This window comes from Thiomicrospira microaerophila (genome assembly GCF_000934765.1).
In the GTDB taxonomy this organism is placed as follows: domain Bacteria; phylum Pseudomonadota; class Gammaproteobacteria; order Thiomicrospirales; family Thiomicrospiraceae; genus Thiomicrospira; species Thiomicrospira microaerophila.
The window spans coordinates 25608-46067 of record NZ_JYNN01000010.1; the positions used below are offsets into that span (position 1 = coordinate 25608).

Here is a 20460-nt window from a genome sequence, read left to right on the forward strand (position 1 = left end):
ACTCACCCCTACTCTCTAAATAAAATTCTAAATAAAATAATTAACACTTAAAAACAAAAACCCTATGACACAAGAGCTTGCAGTCATAGGGCTTGATATTGACTTAATAAAGGCGATTAAGCCGCTGAAGAACTAACAATCTCATCAAATGCTTTTGTTACCTCAGCCACCTTGGCTTCAGACATAATTTTTTTCGCCACCGCAGATTCAGTAATCACAGCACGCGCTTCATTTAAACGCTGTGGATTTTCTTTATACCACTGTTTAATTTCTTCTGGCTCTTCATAAGCGGACGCCTGCTCTGCAACAAATGCATCCAAATCAGCTTCTGATGCCTTAATATCGTGTGCTTTAATCACATCACCAATCACCAAGCCTAACTTAACACGTTTCTTAGCTTCTTCGCTAAAAATATCCGCCGTTAAACCAGGCATCTGACCTTTAGGCATGCCTTGCTGCTCTAAACGCTTCATATAATTCTCAAGCATCGTTTCTGCTTCCTGAGCAACTAACGACTTAGGTACATCTATTTCAATAGACTTTTCCAACGCATCAAACGCCGCCTGACGATTCTGTGCATCCAACGTGCGCTTAAGTTCACGCTCCATATTGTCACGAATTTCTTTACGCATAGTATCAATCGTACCGTCTTCAATACCGAACGACTTAATGAACTCCTCATCTAACGCAGGCAACTGCTTAGTTTGAACAGAGTGCACAGTGATATCAAACTGCGCGGTCTTCCCCTTCAAATGCTCGGCTTGGTACTGCTCAGGGAAAGTCACCTCGATCGTTTTCATTTCACCCTTTTTCATACCAACAATACCGTCTTCAAATCCAGGAATCATCCGACCTGAGCCTAATTCTAACGGTACATTTTCAGCCTTACCACCATCAAACTCAACACCATCAAGCTTACCAACAAAATCAATAATCACCTGTGTGCCGTTTTCAGCCGCCTGTTCTTCGCCCTGTGGCTTCCAAGCAGAACGCTGCTCCTGTAGACGCTGAATCATTTTATCCACGTCTTCTTCTTTGACTTCTGCAACCGTTTTTTCAATTTCAATGCTATCAAAGGCAGGCAAAGTGATTGTTGGGTACACATCAAAACGTGCTTCGAACTTAATCTCACCCTTTTCAAGTTTCACATCATCAAATGCGGGGTAACCGGCTGGATTGTAGCCTTCCTTGTCCATCGCATCAAAAAAAGCATAATGAAGCGCTTCACCTAAAAGCTCTTGCTGAACTTGTGGCAAATAACGTTTCTTAAGCATATTCATTGGAACTTTACCAGGACGAAAACCATCCATTTTGACAGTGCGGCGCATTTCATTCAAACGCTTCTCCACTTTCGCGTCAAAATCATTAGAAGGGAAAGTAACGCTAATTTTGTGCTCTAGGCCTTGCTCAGGTTTTTCAACAGATACTTGCATACAAATTCTCAAATAGTTATTAAATTCAAATGGCTACCATACAAATTGGCGTAAACGCCTATTGCACAGCGATTATAAATAGTCCCAAAATTATACAGATAGTGGCAAAAACAACAAGTAAAATCTATTGTTTAACGCCACATTAGAGCAATATTAAGCCAATATTAGCTTTTCCTTATTTTTATTTGAACTCACAATTACATTATCAATAAGTTTTGGGCTACAATAATTGGGTTTATTACTTTTTAAATTAAACCTGGAGAAATAGTGTGATTATTGAACGTGTCGTTTTAATGGTAGCAGGTACTGTTGTGTTAATTAGCTTAGGCTTAGCCTTATTGACTAACAACCAGGCCTGGTTACTTTTAACCGCTTTTGTTGGCTTAAACCTGATTATTTCTGGTGTATTCCGCTTCTGCCCAATGGTCGTTATTCTAAAAAAACTCGGCCTAAAGCACGGCTCACCCTTCGTAAAAGAACAAGCCTAAACACCCCCGCTTCATCGGGTTGAGACATTCCGCCTCAACCCATCCGCAAAAACCAGCCGACCGTTTTCTACTTTTTTAATTATAAAAAAACCAAGGTTAACACTTCTTGGTTGGATTTAAAAATAAAATAGCCGCGTCACTTGATCTGCATTGAACGATAGCGTAAAGTTCAAACCAACACGGCCCCGAACTGTGATCCGCTTGCGGTGAAACTGCTGAGGGGTTTTTTATTGCCCACTAGCAGTCTGCCTGTTTAAAGCACTCTTTCTCGTTCCCACGCTGCTAACGTATGCACACTTCTTTTCTCGTTCCCACGTCGTGCATCACGGCCATTAAGTTAAGGAGTAAATGGCTCCTAGCCTCCCTCATTGCCCTGTCACCCTGCGCGAAGTCGCAGGGTCTATTGCCGCCAGCGGCTGGATCCTGCGACTTCGCGCAGGAAGAACGCCCCGGGGAAAAAAAATGGGGCATTGCGAGGCCGAAGGCCGTGGCAATCTCTTGCAGACGGCGTGCGCCCTTGAGAGATTCAGGCTTCGCGCTGACTTCGTTGTCCGCGTCGCTGCGCGCCTCGCAATGACCGTTTTTTTCTTAGCTTAATGGCGCTGACGCACAGCGTGGGAGCGAGTTATAAACATATGTGCATACGTTAGACCTTGCAAGTGGGAGCGCCGAGATAAAAAGCTATGTTAAATTTTTTTCATTTTTTTAACATAGCTTCAAACTATGTTAAATTTTTGCCGTTTTTTTAACATAGCCTGTCAATCACCACCGCATTAACAACGCACCACACTCATAACTGAGAATAGCTAAGCGCCTACAATCACATTTTTACACCACAACTCACCCAGTGAATAGTCCTCTAACCACTGACTTAAATCATCTTCACTCAAGCGCTCAAAGGTTGAAGCACCCTGCTTACGATTAACCACAATGACTTCATCCGGTGCAAAACAATCCACCAGTGCGGGAGACTGAGTTGAAATAACCACCTGCGTTCGCTCTGAGGCCTCTCGAATCAGCTCCGCCAACACCTCAATCGCATACGGATGCAATCCCAACTCAGGCTCGTCAATTAAAATAGTCGAAGGCAAAGCGGGTTGAAGTAAAGCGGTTGCTAAACAGATAAAGCGAATCGAACCATCAGATAAATGATAGGGTTGCATCGGATAATCCGAGCCCTTTTGTGTCCAAGTTAAACGCACTTTTTCTGCTTCACCAAATTGACGCGGTTCGAGCAAGAAATCATCAAAAAATGGAATCACCAAACGTATCGCATCAACGATACGCTCATATTCCTCATCATAAAAAGGACTTTCAGACTTCAGTTTCAATAAGAATGGCGCTATGTTAGAAGCATCGGCACGCAAACGCGCATTGTCCTCTACGATCTCATATTTACGCATGGGCACTGTCGCACTGGTATCGTGAAAGTGATACACCATCCAATTGGAAACCGCGTTATAAACGTAATACCCAACACCTTTTGAATACTCAATACCAGCCTCAGTTTTTCGCTGTTGCAAAGCACTTTCAAACTCAGTGCTTGCAATTGTTCGCCAACCACCCTTAATGTATTTTTGTTGCTCTTCAGCAATTAAAAAACGCTCATCGGCTGACGTTGTAAGAGTAAAACGGTATTCGTTATCGCCAAACGTAAAATGCATTTTGATTTCAGGCGTTTGCTTTGGTCCATTAAAAAAGAATCCATCCGCAGAACCGCGGTCTAAAGCAAATTTGCCTAATTTCTGATCCACCATCGCACGTAACAAACGAAAAACTTCAATAAAATTACTTTTACCGGCGCCGTTACCACCAATCAGCACGTTGAGTTTTTTAAGCTCAAAGTCCGATAAACTCTGAATCGTTTTGTAACCTGCAATAGAAAGCTTATCTAGCGCCCTGCCCATTTAAATTCCTTTAACCTTCAGATGGCTACTTTTTAACTGTGCCATACATCAACTCTTTTAAGTAACCTTTCAGCGTTTGGCTTGCACCTTTGCAACACAAATTGGCTTGTGTTGCAAATTTTGGATTTTTTGCAACACAAACTCGCCTTATCGCCTGCCAAGCAAATGGCTAGCAAATGAAAACCATTACCTAAAAACTAAAACATAAACAATATAATCAACAACTTAAACAAAAAATACTAGAACCTACCGGTGACAAAACTGTTAGTTTGCAAATGACCGGCAAATGAAACCAAGTAAATAGCACGTTCAACCCATCTGATAAACGCATCTTTCTTAAAAATTACCAAACATCAATAATTGTTTTAATTGATTCACATGGTATACAAGATAGCGTTTATGTTGCTCTGTAATCCAGCGCAGCTTAAGATCAGATTGAATGCCTAGCTTAGTACAATCATCGGCACTGATTTGATCCGAAATTACGATAAGACCGGATTCATCAAAGCTGATTAAAAACTGATCAAATAATGCGTCTAAGTGAGCGGCCAATAAAAAACCGTTGTACACATCCAGCCGCTCGGCATCGGTTTCGCATTCAGCCCAGGGTTTGGCATGGCTGGCTCGTAACACTTCGGGAATCGCGACACCGGTAACAGCGCAACGCCCGCCCCAATAAGTCATCATGGCTTCGCGATATTTTTGCTGACCAATCCGACGCTTCACCATAGCCAAGGTTTCGGTTTGCGTCGGCGTTTCAATAATGATTTTGTTCAATTCGGCTTGATAGGCTTCGAGCGCATTATTGGGCAAAGCAAACGCAAAGGCGGCGGCCTTGTTTATTACCTCAGCCAAATCCTCTAAACGAGAGGTTCTAATGGGCATAAGTGAAGCATCAAAATGGCGCATTAGCTCGGCATTGACGGCTGGAGAAGTCGATTCTATGGAAAAATCACCCAAGTTTTTGGCTATCAACAGTTTAACCGGGTAACGAGACGAGCTAAGGACCAAACTACCCGCCTCTTGAATCGGTTCATTTTCAAAGCCATTTGAATAAGCCAATTGACCAATTTCTACATTTTCTAATAATGAAAACTCAAGGTTCAAACCAACACTCCTTGGCGCGATTTATAAAATAAAATGGTCATGGTACTTGACCTGCAGTGAACGATAGCGTAAAGTTCAAATCAACACGGCCCCGAACTGTGATCCGCTTGCGGTGAAACTGCTGAGGGGTTTTTTATTGCCCGCCGCAATCAGATAATAAACTCACCATTTCCATTCGTTCCAGCCCTCAATGATACCCATCGCATTTAAATCAATATCCAAATGCGTTAAATCCGGAAACTCATTCAATAACAAATCGGTTAAACGTTGCCACCAACTTGACGTTGGGTTGATCGTTTGCAAGAAAAAATGAATCAAACATAAGCCAATAAAAGGCCTCGCAAGTGTATGCGCATTGTTGTTCCAGGCCTGGTCAAATAACGGTGCATCGCCCATTTTTGGTTTTTTCGGTTGTTCGGTCATTTTTGACGACTTTTTCGACCTGCTTCACCCCTTTACGCACTTTGATATTATCTGGGTCGTCGATGAAACAACAGGCACCGCAACGCTGTTTTAAGCTGTAGAAATAACCGCTTAAACGGTAATAGCCAATGCGTTTTAGCGTTTCGATTGCCTTGTTAGGTTCGGTCGCGATTAAGCCTCGGCTGGTCAATTTAGTGAGTTGGTCTTCAAAACTCAGCCAGTCTTTTTTATATTCAATAAGTTTGGTTTTTGTCATCTAGATTTTGCTTTTAATACAAATCGATGTTTGGACAATCTTAGCATTTACAAATTTTATTTTTTCAAACGCATGCGGAAATAACACCCAATTCACAGCGCCTTGATCTACTGAACTTGGAAAACGAATACCATCGATGGGTGCATCATCTATTTTTAAATAATTGGCAAAGAGTTCACTGACAATTTGCGTTGGCACATATTCAATATGCTCTTTACCGTCTTTGGTGATCGGTTTGGTGATATCACAAATAAACCCTTTTAAAAATAGAATGTATTGTCGTTGCTGATAAGCATTTTCCTCAAAGACTGATGGCAAAACAGGCAACTCTGTTAGGTCCAGAAATGTCAGCTTATTCGGAATGATAAACTCGGCAACGGCCACCTCAGCAATCTGTCTGCATACTTCTTTAATGGCCGTTTCTTCATTCTCCGCAGCGTAAAAAAAACCAATTCCAGCCGGATTCATTCTGCCTGCATTTGCTAACTCATTTGGAGGTTGGCGCAGCTCTTCTTCTGCCAGCTCCCAGCCATTCGTTTTAATACGTGCACGGTAAACTTTTTGCTCAGGAGCGCTAATGGTTTTAATTAAAGCCGAATCATGAATAGCATCGGATATTCTGGCAAGCATCGTGGTGGGTGACATATTTTCTGAATCATATTCATCCCCTTCTTCGAAATGAAAAAAGTAGCGTTTTTGATGCTTTACCAGATTGCAAAAATGTTGCCAGCTATATTGCCAGTACTCATGTTTATGAGAGTTGAAGAAATAACCATCTGGCGCATCAGCCCAACAATCATTCTCAATGTTTTCAACTAACACATCGATAAAATCTGAGCCGCCTTCAATACCCAGGTTGTACAACACCTCTTCAGTTGAAGTGCACTCAAATGCCTCTTTCATATATTCAAGAGGCATGCCTGAAGCACTGGGTTCATTATAAGACCTGCCAATTGCGCCAATAATAAATGGCATTAAATCATCAAGCGGGGCGGCATCATTTTCACCGCAAAATGAACAAGTATTTTGCGGACTAGCAAATCTATTCGCTAACACAGACAAAAAATCCTCTTCAATGCAATTTTTACAAACATGATGGCTTGAATGTCGCCAGCCACGTTCTTGCGCTTCAATCATGTCATGTTTGGCTCTGCCCATTTAAATCAACTCACCGGATTCGAGTTTGTCCCAGGCTTCGAGGACGAGGCGTTGGGTGCGGTATTCGTCGTAATTTTTTAAATCAGTATTCATCAATCCCGAAAAAGACTTCATTATAATTTTAAAGTCTTCCTGACTGGTTCCGCTGATAATGCATGCGCACCCATTGATTTCAGAGACCAATTTTTCTTTACTTGTCAAATCACTTTCTTCTAAAAGATTCAAGGTATTATAAGAAATTTTTGACATATAAATATTATCTGAATCAAAAAGTGGAATTGGTACTTTATTTATAATATATGCCTTTATATGCTTATCAACGTAAGGCCTAATCAAAAAATCAGCAATAAAACTAGATAAGAAACCAGTATAAAACGCCAGCTCATTTAAATTACCAGTATAGTTTTCCGGAACAATCATTGGCGCATCATAAGTTGACACAAGAGAACTTGGTATTAAACAAGGAATAAGCGTTCTAGTATCATCACTTCTGGCAATATCTCTAAAAACCAGTCTGTGCGATGCCTCCCATATTTTAACATCTAGCTCTTTCCTTAAAAGACGACTTTTGTAGTCTTGCAAAGATACCCATTTCTCCACAGGCCCAAACTGAGCATTAAAAAAATGTATAGTTGCATTCTTAACTAACCCCTTTAATCCAGGCTTATAACATGTATTCAAGATATCCTTGTCCGATGATGAGTGAAACTCTGCAACCACTTTATATGACAACTGCTCATAATTTAACAATTTAAACAATAAATCTCTATGAATTGAAGCGTAAGATACTTTATCAAATATCAATGCACTCCTATCTTCACCGATAACCATATCAAATTCAGATCTAGACACTTTTATTAGATTTGGATTTAGCAAATCTTTTTTAGTACTTATAACTTCTGAAAAACTATGATCTAATTTCTTTTCCTTAGTAACCTCTAACAATATAAATCGATAGCTCGCATGCACATCCTCGAAAAACACTTTTTTCTTATTTTGAATATGTAGGATTTTAGTAACAGAAAGCTCATTGAATAACTTCTGTCTTAAACTCTTCAAATCATCCTCAAACATAAATCCAAGTGGCAAAACCAAACCCAATCGACCTAAATCATTAATTAAACCAATAGATTGATTAATGAAAAGCTTATATAAGTCTTTTTTGCCTTTAATAATTTCAAAAATAGGGGACTTGAACCAGTTTTGTTGTTTTTCGATAAAAAGGTTATTCTCAACAAAGAATTCATCCTGTTTAAGAACCTCCCAAGGCGGATTACCTATTACACAATCAAACCCGCCTTTGGCAAACACTTGCGGAAAGGCTAAAGGCCAGTGAAACACGCCCGCCATTTGGCAGGCCTGCTGGGCCAGTTGCAGGCGTTGGATGTCTTGGTCTTGTAAGCTTTCATCGTAAAGTTGGCAATAGAGGGTTGCGGAGGTTGGGCAGGCCTGCTGATTTTGCGCGGTTTTGGCGATTAAAAATGCACCCACAAAACAATCCGCCGCTTGGGCAAGTTTGCCCTGTTTGGCTTGGCGTAGAAATTCATGGTACGCGGCTTCTTGTTTGGCGATTTGTTTTGGGGTGTTTTGCGGCATGGCTTCAATCGCCTGCAAGGTTTTAAGACCGGTGGTGTCTTCGGGCAGTAATTGAAGTTGTGGGTTTTGATGGCGTTTTTGAAAGGCTTTTAGCCCGTTGCGATTTTGCGCCGCAAGGACTTTAACCACCGCTTTGTCGTCGCCGGACAAGGCTTTAAAGGCATCCGTGGGGATGCCCTGGGTGAGTTGTTCCCAATGCATAATGCCCAGTAAGGCATCGCCGACTTGTAAATGGTGATCTAAAAACGATAAGGGTTGGTTTTCTTCAAACCCTTCCAACCAAAGTGCGGTGCGGGCGAGTTCTATCGCCATTGGGTTTTTATCGACGCCAAAAATGCAATTGGCGATAACTTCACGTAGAGCGTGACGATAATCTTGGTCGGTAACACCGCCATCCAGTGCCCGTATAGCGGCGAGTTCTTCGGCTAAACGACGAGCCGCCGCCAATAAAAAATGTCCGGAACCGCACGCCGGGTCGATCACACGGATACTGAGTATGGCTTGCTGTGGGTTGTCGGGCTGTTGTTGACGTTTTTGTTGTATGACCGGTTCTAACGCGGATTTAATTAATTCTTGCACCAATTCATCGGGCGTGTAATAGGAACCGGAGGTTTTACGGGCGTTACCTTGAGTAGAACCTTCACTGGTAATGCCGACAAAACCAAAACGTTTTTCGGTAATGGCGATTTCCGGCACCAGTTCTAGTAGGCTTTCGTAAACCGAGCCGAGTTCTTCCGGCCCCATATTACGATAGTCCACCGGGGCGAGTTGGTTGTTGAGCGTAAACCAGCGCAGAGATTTCATGGCTAATAACAACGCACGGTTACTGAGTTGCGCTTGGTCTATATGCCGACATTGGTTTGGGTTAAACAGTCCGCCTAACGCCGGTAACGCCAAGTGTTGTTGACCGTCGGCAAGTCCTCTAAACACAATGCGCACGCCTTGCCAAAGGTCGGTATGATGAGTGAGCGCTCGACGATTTAAACAACGCGCTTTTAAGCGGTTCATGGCGTAACCTTGCGCATAAATCTGCCGTGCTTTGAGTTGGGTTTTCGGTTGGAGTAGATCGCGTTCTTCTACCGTGAACAGGAAGATAAAACGGTAAATTAAGCGCAAAAGTTGTTGAAAATAATCATTTGGGCTAAGTTCGCCGTGATATAGCGCCTCACGCAGGGCTTGGTTGTCGGGGTGTTCGATAAAGCCTTGGCCGAGTTGTAACAGGGCATCCGTCACGCCCTCTCGCAGGCCGTTACGCACTCGTGTGCCTTCTTCCTTACCGAGGGTGCGCCATTGTTCCCAAATGCATTCGCCGTTTAAATCCGCCCGGCTGGCATGGATTAGGCGCCAAGCATTTTGGAACTCAGAAAAGCGTTGCGCACTGAGCAGGTCTTGCAGGTCGATTTCTAAATAGCTTGGTCTAGTCAGCGTGTCGGCATCACGCAATAAGCGCAGTTGGCGACCGTTGGTAACGATGGCCCAGAGGTGGTTTTCGCTGGCGTTGAGAAAACTTTGTGCCAGTTGAAAAGCGGATTTCTTTTTAGTACCGGCACCGTGAATGGCAAACGTTTCACAGGCTTCATCCAGGGTTTGGTTGTGTGGCGCGATTATAATGGGCAAATTGCCCGCCATCGCGGATATCGGGTAATGCAGTTCGTTCAGCGTTACGCCATGAATAAGACTGAAATTGTGATAACCGAGAACTTGTTTAAATAGCGTTTCAACAAAATGATGCGTAACCAGGCCTGGTTGTAAATCTTGGCGTTCGGTTTGGGCAGCAAAGTGTTTCCAGTTGGCTATCGCGATTTGGTAGGCACGACTGTATTCTTCTTTGAGTTTAATGCCCAGCGGAATTTGGTAGTCTTTTGGTTCTTGATATTTGGACTGACCCAAGGCGGATTTTTCAAGCTGGTCGGGCAAAAACAAACTGCCCTCCAGTTTAATGGCGGTAAGGTTTAGGCTTGATTTTTGATGTTTTACAAGGCGTTTCATAAATGTGTCTCTTTAGCCGGTTGGGCAAGCTGGTTACAAGTCATCAGGAAGTAGTATATATATGCCGATTATATCGACCGGCAAGGCGGGCTCAACCTGGTATTTGCCCACATCCTTGGAAGCTTCTCGCACGCGAATGTGGTCTTCAAGCAAGGCTTGCGCGCGTTGGTGTGCCAGTTGGTTTAACCTGTCTGCATTGGTTGATAAAAATTGTTTTGCTTCATTCAGCTGTTTTTCGACCAGTGCGTTATTGAGATTGCCGGATGGCGTAATGGCTAAAAACTGTGCGGCATCTTCGTCGGTAAACCATTTCGGTTCGCTTACGCCTTGCACGGCGACCATTAGGGTTTCTTCTGCCATGAGCTGATAGGGTTTATGACGGCGAACGTAACTTAGTCGGTGTCGAAGTCGCAATAAAAATACCCGCGTGAGCTGGTTAACGTCTTGGGTTAAGGTTACCGCCGTTCGATTCGCAATCGCTTGTGCTTCGCTGGCTAAGGTTTCTTCAACTAAATGGTCGGCTAACAGCCCAATGACCGGATGACTTCGGTGTAGAGTGTTTAAATCGAGTTGCAGGCTGTTGTCGTAACCCTCATCGGAAAACCGTAAGCGTAGGTTTTCGGGTAAGTGGCTGATGAGCATTTTTTGATGCCCGTTTTTCAGTGCTTGCAGTGGCGCATTTAGGCGCGCCGTGGCCTGCTGTAAGAAACGCACGACGTCTTGTTGCGTGCCGAGTGCTTGGCTTTGTTTATGCCATTCAGGCATCACCTCTTCCGGTTTAATACTGCGCTGAGCAAAGATGGTGCGATTCGCTTTAGCTTTTGCTAGGGCGTTTTGCCATTTTGTTTCCATGGGTGCAAGCATCGCTTCGGCTTCGCCAAAGTCAAATGTGACCTGTGATGCGGCACTCGCTAAACGGTCTCTTTTGGTGAGTGCTGCTTTAACGAGGGCTTGGTTGATGCGTTGGTCGTCTTCTGGCATAGGAATCATTACGCCGAGTTCTTTTTCTATGGCCTCACCTTTACGTAGAATAACTTTTAACACAAAGCCGTCAACCGGGTTATCTTGTCCATAGAGCATGGTGCATCGTACTTCTTCGGCGGTTTGCCCGAAACGATCTACCCGACCTTCACGCTGTTCGTGACGAGTTGGGTTCCAAGCCAAATCATAATGAATGACCGCATTAAAAGCGTGTTGTAGGTTAATCCCTTCTGACAAGCAGTCGGTCGCGACTAATAATCTTTGGTCGGCTTGATAGAGGTCTTCGACACGTTGTTTACGTTCTTCAGGCGGATATTCACCGGTAATGGCATCAACCTCAAGGTTTGGGAACTGCTTTTTAAGGTGTTGCGCTACATAGTGCGCGGTGGCGACATAACGACAAAAGACGACAGGGTGGAATCCGTCCTTGATTAACGGCTTAAGATGTTCAATTAATACCGCTAATTTAGGGTCTCCTTGTTTACCGGCGAGCTTTTCTGCCTGCTGTATAAGATGTTTTAGTGTGTGAGTATCGTCAAGTTGCCCCGGTGGTTCAAGGTCATTGCTATCTAAGTCGTCAACATGACCATCATGCAATCTGTCATCGCTAAGTAAGGTTTCTTGGTCGGTTGATTCGGTAGCTCCTTCTAATCGCGTGGTTAAGGTTCTCACTGCAGCAGCAGGTGATGAGGCGACACAGCGCAATAAGGCTAAGGTGGTATACCAAACCAGTGGTGCTTTTTGAGTTTGTTTCGATTCTAAGGATTCGGCAAGCTGAAAACAGTAATCCTGTACTTGGTCATAAAATCTGCCCCAATCTCCGGTGAGTTGGTATGTGATTTCCGCTTTCATGCGACGTGGAAAACAGCTGTTGTCTTGCCATTCTTCAATGTCTTTTCGGCGGCGCTGTACAAAGTGACGAGCGAGTTCTTGACGAAGTGGGTCATTGGCTTTGGTGATTTCAGCTAAGCGAATGAAATCCGGTTTTAGAATCGACAAGAGGTTATAAAAGGCTTCTTCATCACCGGAGTGAGGCGTGGCGGTGAGTAAAATCATGTGGCGGTTTTCGTCTTTTGATAACCGTTTTAGCAGTTCAAATCGCAGTTGCTTGCCTTGGCCGCTTGAAACAGAGGTATGGGCTTCGTCAACAATAATGCACTCTGGCGCAATCGCAAGGAAGTGTTCACGGTGTCTTTCGGATTTAATGTAATCGAGGCTGACGACAACATTCGGGTAGTAATCAAACAAACTGACGCCGTGTGGTAAATCGCGTTCGAGTCGATTGGCACTGGCAGAGGTCAGCGCGACTGTAGGTAGATTAAAACGGTTTTCCAGTTCCGATACCCATTGATCTACCAGGTGCGGTGGACAAAGCACGGCCAGTTTGTTGAGCTCACCTCGTTCCATTAATTCACGCACAATCAGCCCGGCTTCTATGGTCTTACCTATACCGACGTCATCGGCGATTAAAAGCCTTACCGTGGTTAAACGCAATGCCATGAGCAACGGCACCAGTTGATAAGCCCTGGGTTCAACTGCAATATGCCCAAAAGAACGGAATGGCCCAGCGCCTGAACGTAGCTTTAAACGCATGGCATCACGAAGCAGAAGCGCACCGTTGTGATTGCCTAAATGTTCAATCCCCGGCCAATCAAAACTTGCGGATTCAACCGGCTCTAATTCGAGCTCTGGAATAAGCGTAATCAAATCGGCATCCGCACCTTCTAACGGGCGAAGGGTGAGCGCGTAATCGGTTGGCTGATTTTCAACAATCCATTCACGTCCTCTGGCTTTGACGAGGTTTCCGGGGGCAAATTGCATAGGGTTTCCTGTGTTATTCATCTAAATTAATTGGTCACGGTGGTTATTGAATAGTATTGGCCAATTATCCACATCGCTAAAATCAAGTATTGTCCAACCTTTGTTGATGAGGTTTTGTTTTATTTCATCCGAAATTGGATGGACAAATACTAAAGACCGAGTTGCGTTATATTTGGCGACAGCAATCGCTTTGCCTTGCTCAATCGAGACGTTGATTTGGTCTGGTTCTTTATAACCTAATGCTTTAAGCTCCATCAACCAGGCCTGGTCTTCTGTTGAAGCTTTTACCGCTTCAGCTTTAGATAATTGTTCAACCTTCAATGGCTCTGTTGCTTGATCGAGCTGGCTGACTTGTGCATTGGCTAGTGCCACCAACAATCTGAGTGCATCTTCATTACGGCGGTTAATATTTTCATGGTCGGGTTGGTTAAAGTATCTCAATAAACATTGATAGCATCCGGCTTCACAAATGGCATGACCGTCTTTTAATTTCTCATTTGCACTTAAGTCTTCATATGACCAGGCCTGGCTGTTGACTGGGCGTGAAAAATGCATGATCTCAAGGGCTTTTTGCGCTACCTCAGCCAGTGCATTCGGCTCCTTAGCAAGGCGGTTGAGCACTCCGGCACCCCCTTCTGCGGCTTCATAAAGTAGGATGGCTTTGCGTTCCTCATTATTGGGCAAGGGTTCGGCAACTAACTCAGACTCTTCAATTTCGAAAACTTGTTCGATGCCGCGCTTAATGGCGGCCTGAAGGGTTGCTACAGATTCCAGCGATAATTGTTGAACCGGTTGTAAGATCAATACATTTCGGTAATCCTCAACAAAGGGTACAATCCGTTGAGATACAATTTTATCTGGTTGTTGCTCTGTTTTTTCGTTGTCTTTGTCGCTATTTGGATCGTCTTGCTTACTCCACTCCCCAGAGATTGGATTTATATAAAAGCCGAGCAGATTTTTTTCTTTACGACGACGCCAACCTCTATTAATCCGCCAAATTCGGGTTGCTGTGCTGTAAGTTAGTGCGGCGATGGTTTCACCATCCACTTCTACAACCGATTGTTGCTTGTGTATTTTTCCGGCTTGATCGGGTATGAATCGATAGGTTGTTTGCAAATCAAAACCTTGACGCTGGCGTTCTTCGTCATTAATCGAGATGCGTTCTTCCGGCCGCGTTTCAACAGTCTCAATGCGATAAAGCTCTTTGACCCAATCATGGTCTGTAAGCGGTGCTTCACAGTTTTCGCAAACATTGTGGGTGGGTTCATGGTTTTCCGTTTCACCCATATGCGCATAACCGCATTGCGAGCAGACCAGAGTTGAGATGGTGCCTAATTTTGCGCCGCTGGTAATGTGGTCACTAGCACCAATATTTAATTTTGCCTTGTGTACGCGGTACATTCGGCCTTGGTGATAAATCAAGCTGCGCGGTCCAAACTCAGAGATGGCCAAGAATCTTGGGCGGCTGACCATACTCCCCCTATCATCCTTACCAGATTTTTTGCCACCTTTTGCCGGAATCCAAGCCATTAAGGGCAGTCGAGGGAAATTGTATCCGGGTAAAAAACCTTGACTGGCTAAATAGCGATAAGTATAAAAGTCGTTGTTTTGACCACCCGTTTCTTGAAGCAATAACGAGTATTGGTTTTTAGCATCGGCAAACCTTAGACTTGCGCTACGTCGTTCAAGCTCGGTAACACTGTGCTTCATTGCGATTTCAGAAGCCAGTTTCATTTGACTGGATGTGGAATCAAATAATCCTCGCCAACGATCAAAGGCTTTGTTAAATGTTGTTGAACACTCGTTAATGATTGTTTCAACATATTGTTCGGTAAACCAAGTTTGGTCATGTAAGTCTTGCTTCAGTTGTTTGTATAAGACTTTTGCACTCTTATGGGCGCGTGCAAGTACCTCGGGTGAGGACATTATGTCCATCAGCTCTTTTTGAACCGGTTTATCTGGTTCATCTAGGTCAAGCATTGGAGCGACACCGGATTTCAGTTCAACCTGGGTCGCAGCTAACCAAACCGCTTGAAAATGACTCTTTATCAAATCGGGGTTGGTTAAGTCTAAGGTTGGCGCCTTTACAATACCATGCACCATTTCATTAGCATGATTAAAAAACCATTGATCGTGTGGGCTTTGTGCCGCACAGTAACTGACTACGATGGCTGGTTGACCAGATCGACCTGCTCGCCCGCTACGTTGTGCGTAATTAGCCGGTGTTGGCGGCACGTTTCTCAGATATACCGTATTCAGTGAGGAAATATCGACACCTAATTCCATGGTCGGAGAACAATACATAACCGGCAACCGTTTGAGCGGACCAATATGTTTTTCGTCGCTGTCCCAATCTTTTTTGTCCTTGTCGGTAAAGCGAAAACGTTGCTCTAGGGCTTGGCGGTCAGGTGCATCGACTTGCGCGGTGTGCTCCTGAGCTTCAAATTCAAACAGGTAGTGTTGTTGGGATTGAATGAGTTGAGTTAAAGTTTCATACAGATGTGTAAAGAAACTGTTAGTGCTTATATTATCAGATGGCTGGGTCAATCGCCAAATTAAGGTTGATGAATTAAGTTGCCAACCGGTAAGGTTTTTGTCAATGACGTTTTTAACCACATAACCGTACTGACCTGCGGCGGCGAGTAGCTCTTCAATTACCTTGACGGCATCCACATCTTTCCAATCACTGAAACCATTTAGACTGCTTTTTTTCCACATGGCTAACCGCTTTATGGTTCGCAATAATCTGGAACGAGAACCGGCTTTTAATAGACCGTCAGAGCGTTTGCTTTTGGTTTCTTTAGGCTGGGTAAGAATGAGTGTTTTCGCATGCTGAAGTATCTCATCCTGCGAAAACCCCCAACGTTCTGTGAGCGAATTGTAGGCATTCGCACGAAATTTTTCTTGTTCAATAGTGTCAAGATAACTCGAAGACAACGCCAGTTCTCTGCGCATTTCTTCAAATAGGGTTCTAGCGAGCTCCGCTCGTTCTTCAGGTTTGAGTTGACCAAGAATACTGTTGGGTTGATTGAATAATTGGGTTTCTTTAGAAAAGGCTTCAAGCTCAATGTAGTCAATTTGTAACAAACCAAGTTGATCTAAATTAGGGTTGTTGAAACGCCAGCCTTTGCGCAAATCACGAATTAACCGGTAGCCCAGTACGAACCTGAGCGCCTTCTGTGCTTCTTTGCGTGCAAACCCCATTATCTTCGGATCTTGAAGGTATTCACTGAGCGTTGTTATGTCATTGGTTTCAAACCCAAGTGATAAGAAAACCTGATTAGCTAACTCTTCTTCTTTCAGTTCTCCACCTTGTGTTTTGAGCGCTGCAATAAGGCCTGCACGTAAGGTAATGAGATTTAGGAAGTCGTTAAAATGCCCTGCTTGTAAAGCCGCATCTTGTCGATTGTCAGTGAATCCAAGCAGTTTGCGTGGGTCAGGCGTATTTGGCGCTGGGTCTTGCATAGTGAATAACTGGCGTAACATGCTCAAAGTCAGCATGGTTGTAGCAGAGGACCGCCCCTCACCAGATAGGCTAGAAAGTCGGTTAATATCTTTACCGTAAGCTTCGTGAACCTGTCCGCAGTTTACACAGTAACGATATTTTCCTGGGATAAACCAGTATTCCTGCCCTTTACCCTCTGTGCCATCCGGCTTGAGTTGATAGGAGATTGGAACGTATTTCTTGAAAGTGGATTTAACTTTAGGTTCGTCTTTAGTGGTGTCAAGCCACTGTTCAGGAAGATTTTCGATATCCCCCCTATATTGCTGTTTTGAATCTACAGGACATAAAAAACCATAACGAATGTCGTCGTCATCAGCAGTGGTATCGTCAATTTCGCGAGGCGTGAAAGAGGTTTTTGGATAATCATTTACCCATACTGGGTGATATTCTTGACCGCATTCGCGACAGAAGTGTGCATGATAAAGCATCACATTTTCGTTCTGACGACTTGGTGCGAAACGTTGGGCGTCCAAGGTTAAGGTTCTTTGCCCTGGTCTTTCAAGGGTAGAAAGAACCTTACCTGCACCACTGATAAATTGGTGAAGCTTAAATGCAAATGCAGACCTTCCTTGGGGTGTTTTATACTGATGTGCGGCTAGCAAAAACTCTTGAAGTCTTTGTTTCGCTAATTCTGGCGTGACGCTGGCATCCTTGGAAAGTTTGCTAGCGGCATCAGTTAGGGTAATGGGTTTTGCCCGCTTTGGTTTGTCTGTATTTTCAATGGCTATTCCCATTGTCAGCTCAACCCAGATTGCTAGCGGGTCGTCGATAAATTGATCGTAATTTACCCAGTTTAGGGTTTGCCGCTGCAATCGTTCATTTAGATGTGGCTTAACCGCTGTTAAATCTTTTTTAGGATTGGTAATACGCTCTAGCGTTTCGCCAATAATATCGTTTTTGCTGAATGATGTTGCAAAGAGTTTAGAGGCTACCGTTGCGATAACTTGGTTTTGGTCATCTTGGGTACCGGTACTCGACATGGTGGCTGATGTACCTATACAAATCAAATTATTGGCTTCAAGTCGTTCCTTTAATCGACGCACCAACATCGCGACATCTGCTCCTTGTCGCCCTCTGTAGGTGTGAAGTTCATCGAGTACAAGAAACGACAGATTGTGACAATTCGACACAACACGGCGATCTACTTCATCGAATCTTGTTAAGATGAGTTCTAACATCATAAAGTTGGTCAGTAGAATATCTGGAGGATTTTCTGAAATTCTGCGACGTTCTTCGGCTTTTTCTTGACCGGTATATCTTGCAACGGTAAAAGGTTTTTGGTCTTCTGAAAAATCGGCTAAAAATTTATTGAGCTCTTCAAGCTGGCTATTTGCCAATGCGTTCATCGGATAAATAATGATCGCCTGTGTTCTTGGAGTTGCGTCAATGTCTTTGGACTTAAGAATGTTGTCTACAATTGGAATAAAGAAGGATAAGGATTTACCTGAGCCAGTACCCGTTGTCACAACGTAACTTTTGTTGAGCTGGGCTTTGGTAACCGCTTCAAGTTGATGGGTGAAGAGTTTTAGGGGCTTAGGGTTATCTGTTTGTTTGTCTGTTTTAAAAATATCCAGAAGTTTGGGGTGAAGCAGGCCATTAGACGTAAGCTCAACAATGTCTTTAGCTGTTTTGTAGTTCGGATTAATTTGTATTAAGGGTTCTGGCCAGTATCGCCCAGCGTTGTACGAATTATCAACGAAAGCTTTGATGTCACCAGCTTGTATTTTAGAAAAGCTTCTTGAAAAGCTTGCATATTCATCAATCAACTCGTTTCTAAACTGAAAAATATCGTCCATTTAAACTCCATAGGTCCATCTTATTTCTTATTATTCTAAATGAAACCCTATTCTACTGTTACATACAACTATATGCTACTAAAACACCGCATCAATTTGATTAGCAAGTTCGGTATCCAAAAAGCGGTTAATCCTGTCCGCCTTAGCGTGCATAATGCGGTACAAGCCAAAATCCAGCTCTGGCTGATCGAGCTGGAACATGGACTTAAGAAGGTTAGTAAATTTGATTTTTAATTCTGTTGCGTTTGTCATGGTTTATCCATTGATTACTTTTAACTAATTTGGTTAATGCGCCAGATGGTTTGTGCTACCTTGGCCAGTTTGTTTTGTCTTGCGTTGATTCTTGCCGGTGTCCAGTCCATGTTCTCATCGGCTAATTGTTTGGTTAATTCAAATTGGCTGGTTGCCAAAACCGGTTGTTTGATGGAGTAGGCTTTGTTGGAGACATCTCTGTTTGCGCTTTTAGCGAGCAACACCATATTGCCAATACGGTAAGCAAAACTGTCGATTTCCTCCTCACTGAACTGCTCCCAGCCCTCTTGCGGGTTTTGCGGCAAAATATGTTCAATATTGAATGCATCACTATCTAAGTCGTAATCTTGACCATTCAGCTGTTTTTCAAATTCGCACAAAATATAGCGCATGACACGGTTATTTCTGGAGTGGGTTGTTCTAATCACTTTTTCAGAGAAATCCTGCTTAAAAGCGGCATCAGTGGGATAGATATCGTGTAACGACGCTAATACCTGTGCGGCATTTGTACAACTGCCACAGGTAATTTTTTGCGCCGCGTCGAAGTAAGTTCTTTCCTGTTCGTTAGTGGGTAGGTTTCCGATAACATTGTAACGAAAGGCAATCACCACACACCCACGCAAGATTTTTTCAAATTCTTGAGGCGATATGGCGCGATTGGCGGCAAGCAATAGAGAATAAGGCTGTCGAACATTGAACATTTTTAAATTTTGCGCATACTCTTTTTGTTTAGCTGACCATTGGCTCCCATCAGGACTAATTAAAGCCAAATAGGCATCCATATCCTCTTCCATCGCTCGCAATAGCTCAAAAACCTGACCTCTATCCGTAATTTTAGAACGAATCTGTTTAAACAGCTCTGACTGTCGCACAAAGTTTTTTCGGCTGTTCCAATGGGCGCGCATAAAGTCTGGAAAGCTCTCCGCACCGAGCCTTGTTACAATCGATTCCCAACGATCTTCCAGCACCTTCATTTCATTTTCATCTTGCTGTTGTTTATGCAAAATAGAAAACAGGTAGTTCTTCAGCAAATCGGTTGAAGAAAGCCGAACACCGCGTGCATTCAGTGTTTCAAACACTTTGTAAGCGTTTAAGTCATCGGTGACATTTATAACCGTAAAAAATAACTTGTCACTTAATGCCTCAACAAACTTCGCGAGATTAATCCCTAAATGGCCGCCTTGTTTTTTAACATACTGACCCACCCGTTTATCAAACCATTCAAACCCTTTACGTAAACTGTGAATGGATGCCCTAAAACCCCGGCTGGGCAAATGCCCCAAAGCCAGCAAGTGATTCTGGTAATAAGCATCATTATTACGATTAAGCGTGAGTTTACTTTTAGTAATTAAGGTCACCGGATCAAGATAACCGATATAGGTACTGCGAATTTGATTCATACGCTGAGTATTGGCGTCTGGGTCAACACCCTCATCAATCAATCTTTGAAGATTTTTTAATACCGCTAGCACAATCAAACTCAACGTGGTGAGGCGCTGTTGTCCGTCTATCACATCAAACTGTTTTTCATCTTCGGATTGCAAAACCAAATAACCCATGTAATGCGCCGGCTCGCCCCCCTCTTCTAGTGTGCCTAAAATATCCGCCCAAAGGTCATCCCACTCGGTATCTGTCCAAGAATAATCCCGTTGGAATCGTGGAATACGGTAAGTCAATCCATTGCCAATCAGTTTACGATAGGTATTGTTTTCGGTTTTAAAGTTTGATGCCGACATATTTTTTGACTC

12 protein-coding genes are annotated in these 20460 nt (G+C 43.6%); 1 reads left to right on the forward strand and 11 read right to left on the reverse strand.

What is annotated here, in order from left to right; genetic code table 11:
- Window positions 1-116: 116 nt before the first annotated feature.
- On the reverse strand, window positions 117-1433 hold the full coding sequence (gene tig, locus NA59_RS05545; RefSeq protein ID WP_044409247.1) for a trigger factor: 1317 nt from the start codon (window positions 1431-1433) through the stop codon (window positions 117-119).
- A gap of 269 nt (window positions 1434-1702) precedes the next feature.
- Between tig and NA59_RS05550 the strand changes: the two genes are divergently transcribed.
- Window positions 1703-1921 carry a YgaP family membrane protein gene (locus NA59_RS05550; protein WP_044409250.1) on the forward strand — a complete coding sequence of 73 codons (219 nt, stop codon included), beginning with the start codon at window positions 1703-1705 and terminating at the stop codon, window positions 1919-1921.
- An 806-nt stretch (window positions 1922-2727) separates the two neighbouring features.
- On the opposite strand, the gene NA59_RS05560 is transcribed toward NA59_RS05550, so the two are convergent.
- The 10 genes from NA59_RS05560 to NA59_RS05600 form a co-directional block, all read right to left on the reverse strand.
- A complete protein-coding gene (locus NA59_RS05560; protein ID WP_044409257.1) occupies window positions 2728-3828 on the reverse strand; it encodes an AAA family ATPase in 1101 nt (366 codons plus the stop codon).
- Between the two features lie 336 nt (window positions 3829-4164).
- Window positions 4165-4935 (reverse strand): HNH endonuclease, encoded by a 771-nt coding sequence (locus NA59_RS05565; RefSeq protein ID WP_044409259.1) that lies wholly within the window; start codon window positions 4933-4935, stop codon window positions 4165-4167.
- Window positions 4936-5097: 162 nt separating this feature from the next.
- Window positions 5098-5331, reverse strand: coding sequence for an Abi family protein (locus tag NA59_RS05570; RefSeq protein WP_044409262.1), 234 nt, complete (start codon window positions 5329-5331; stop codon window positions 5098-5100).
- Entirely contained in the window at window positions 5309-5614 is a 306-nt protein-coding gene (locus tag NA59_RS05575; RefSeq protein WP_044409265.1) for a hypothetical protein, read from the reverse strand. The genes NA59_RS05570 and NA59_RS05575 overlap by 23 nt, the downstream gene beginning before the upstream one ends.
- Window positions 5615-6751 (reverse strand): HEPN-associated N-terminal domain-containing protein, encoded by a 1137-nt coding sequence (locus NA59_RS05580; protein ID WP_157792552.1) that lies wholly within the window; start codon window positions 6749-6751, stop codon window positions 5615-5617.
- Between the two features lie 21 nt (window positions 6752-6772).
- On the reverse strand, window positions 6773-10357 hold the full coding sequence (locus tag NA59_RS05585; protein ID WP_044409271.1) for an Eco57I restriction-modification methylase domain-containing protein: 3585 nt from the start codon (window positions 10355-10357) through the stop codon (window positions 6773-6775).
- 33 nt (window positions 10358-10390) lie between these two features.
- Complete coding sequence (locus NA59_RS05590) at window positions 10391-13159, reverse strand: helicase-related protein (RefSeq protein WP_096777586.1); 2769 nt, start codon at window positions 13157-13159, stop codon at window positions 10391-10393.
- Window positions 13160-13180: 21 nt separating this feature from the next.
- Window positions 13181-18460, reverse strand: coding sequence for a DEAD/DEAH box helicase (locus NA59_RS05595; protein ID WP_044409277.1), 5280 nt, complete (start codon window positions 18458-18460; stop codon window positions 13181-13183).
- Between the two features lie 78 nt (window positions 18461-18538).
- On the reverse strand, window positions 18539-18712 hold the full coding sequence (locus NA59_RS15055) for a hypothetical protein (protein WP_157792553.1): 174 nt from the start codon (window positions 18710-18712) through the stop codon (window positions 18539-18541).
- Window positions 18713-18732: 20 nt separating this feature from the next.
- Complete coding sequence (locus tag NA59_RS05600) at window positions 18733-20448, reverse strand: DUF262 domain-containing protein (protein ID WP_044409279.1); 1716 nt, start codon at window positions 20446-20448, stop codon at window positions 18733-18735.
- Window positions 20449-20460: the final 12 nt, after the last annotated feature.

Excerpts from the sequence above, each read along its gene's own strand:
- tig (WP_044409247.1), bottom strand. The coding sequence starts at position 1,433 with ATGCAAGTATCTGTTGAAAAACCTGAGCAAGGCCTAGAGCACAAAATT.
- NA59_RS05560 (WP_044409257.1), bottom strand. The coding sequence starts at position 3,828 with ATGGGCAGGGCGCTAGATAAGCTTTCTATTGCAGGTTACAAAACGATT.
- NA59_RS05570 (WP_044409262.1), bottom strand. The coding sequence starts at position 5,331 with ATGGGCGATGCACCGTTATTTGACCAGGCCTGGAACAACAATGCGCAT.
- NA59_RS05575 (WP_044409265.1), bottom strand. The coding sequence starts at position 5,614 with ATGACAAAAACCAAACTTATTGAATATAAAAAAGACTGGCTGAGTTTT.
- NA59_RS05580 (WP_157792552.1), bottom strand. The coding sequence starts at position 6,751 with ATGATTGAAGCGCAAGAACGTGGCTGGCGACATTCAAGCCATCATGTT.
- NA59_RS05585 (WP_044409271.1), bottom strand. The coding sequence starts at position 10,357 with ATGAAACGCCTTGTAAAACATCAAAAATCAAGCCTAAACCTTACCGCC.
- NA59_RS05590 (WP_096777586.1), bottom strand. The coding sequence starts at position 13,159 with ATGCAATTTGCCCCCGGAAACCTCGTCAAAGCCAGAGGACGTGAATGG.
- NA59_RS05595 (WP_044409277.1), bottom strand. The coding sequence starts at position 18,460 with ATGGACGATATTTTTCAGTTTAGAAACGAGTTGATTGATGAATATGCA.
- NA59_RS15055 (WP_157792553.1), bottom strand. The coding sequence starts at position 18,712 with ATGACAAACGCAACAGAATTAAAAATCAAATTTACTAACCTTCTTAAG.
- NA59_RS05600 (WP_044409279.1), bottom strand. The coding sequence starts at position 20,448 with ATGTCGGCATCAAACTTTAAAACCGAAAACAATACCTATCGTAAACTG.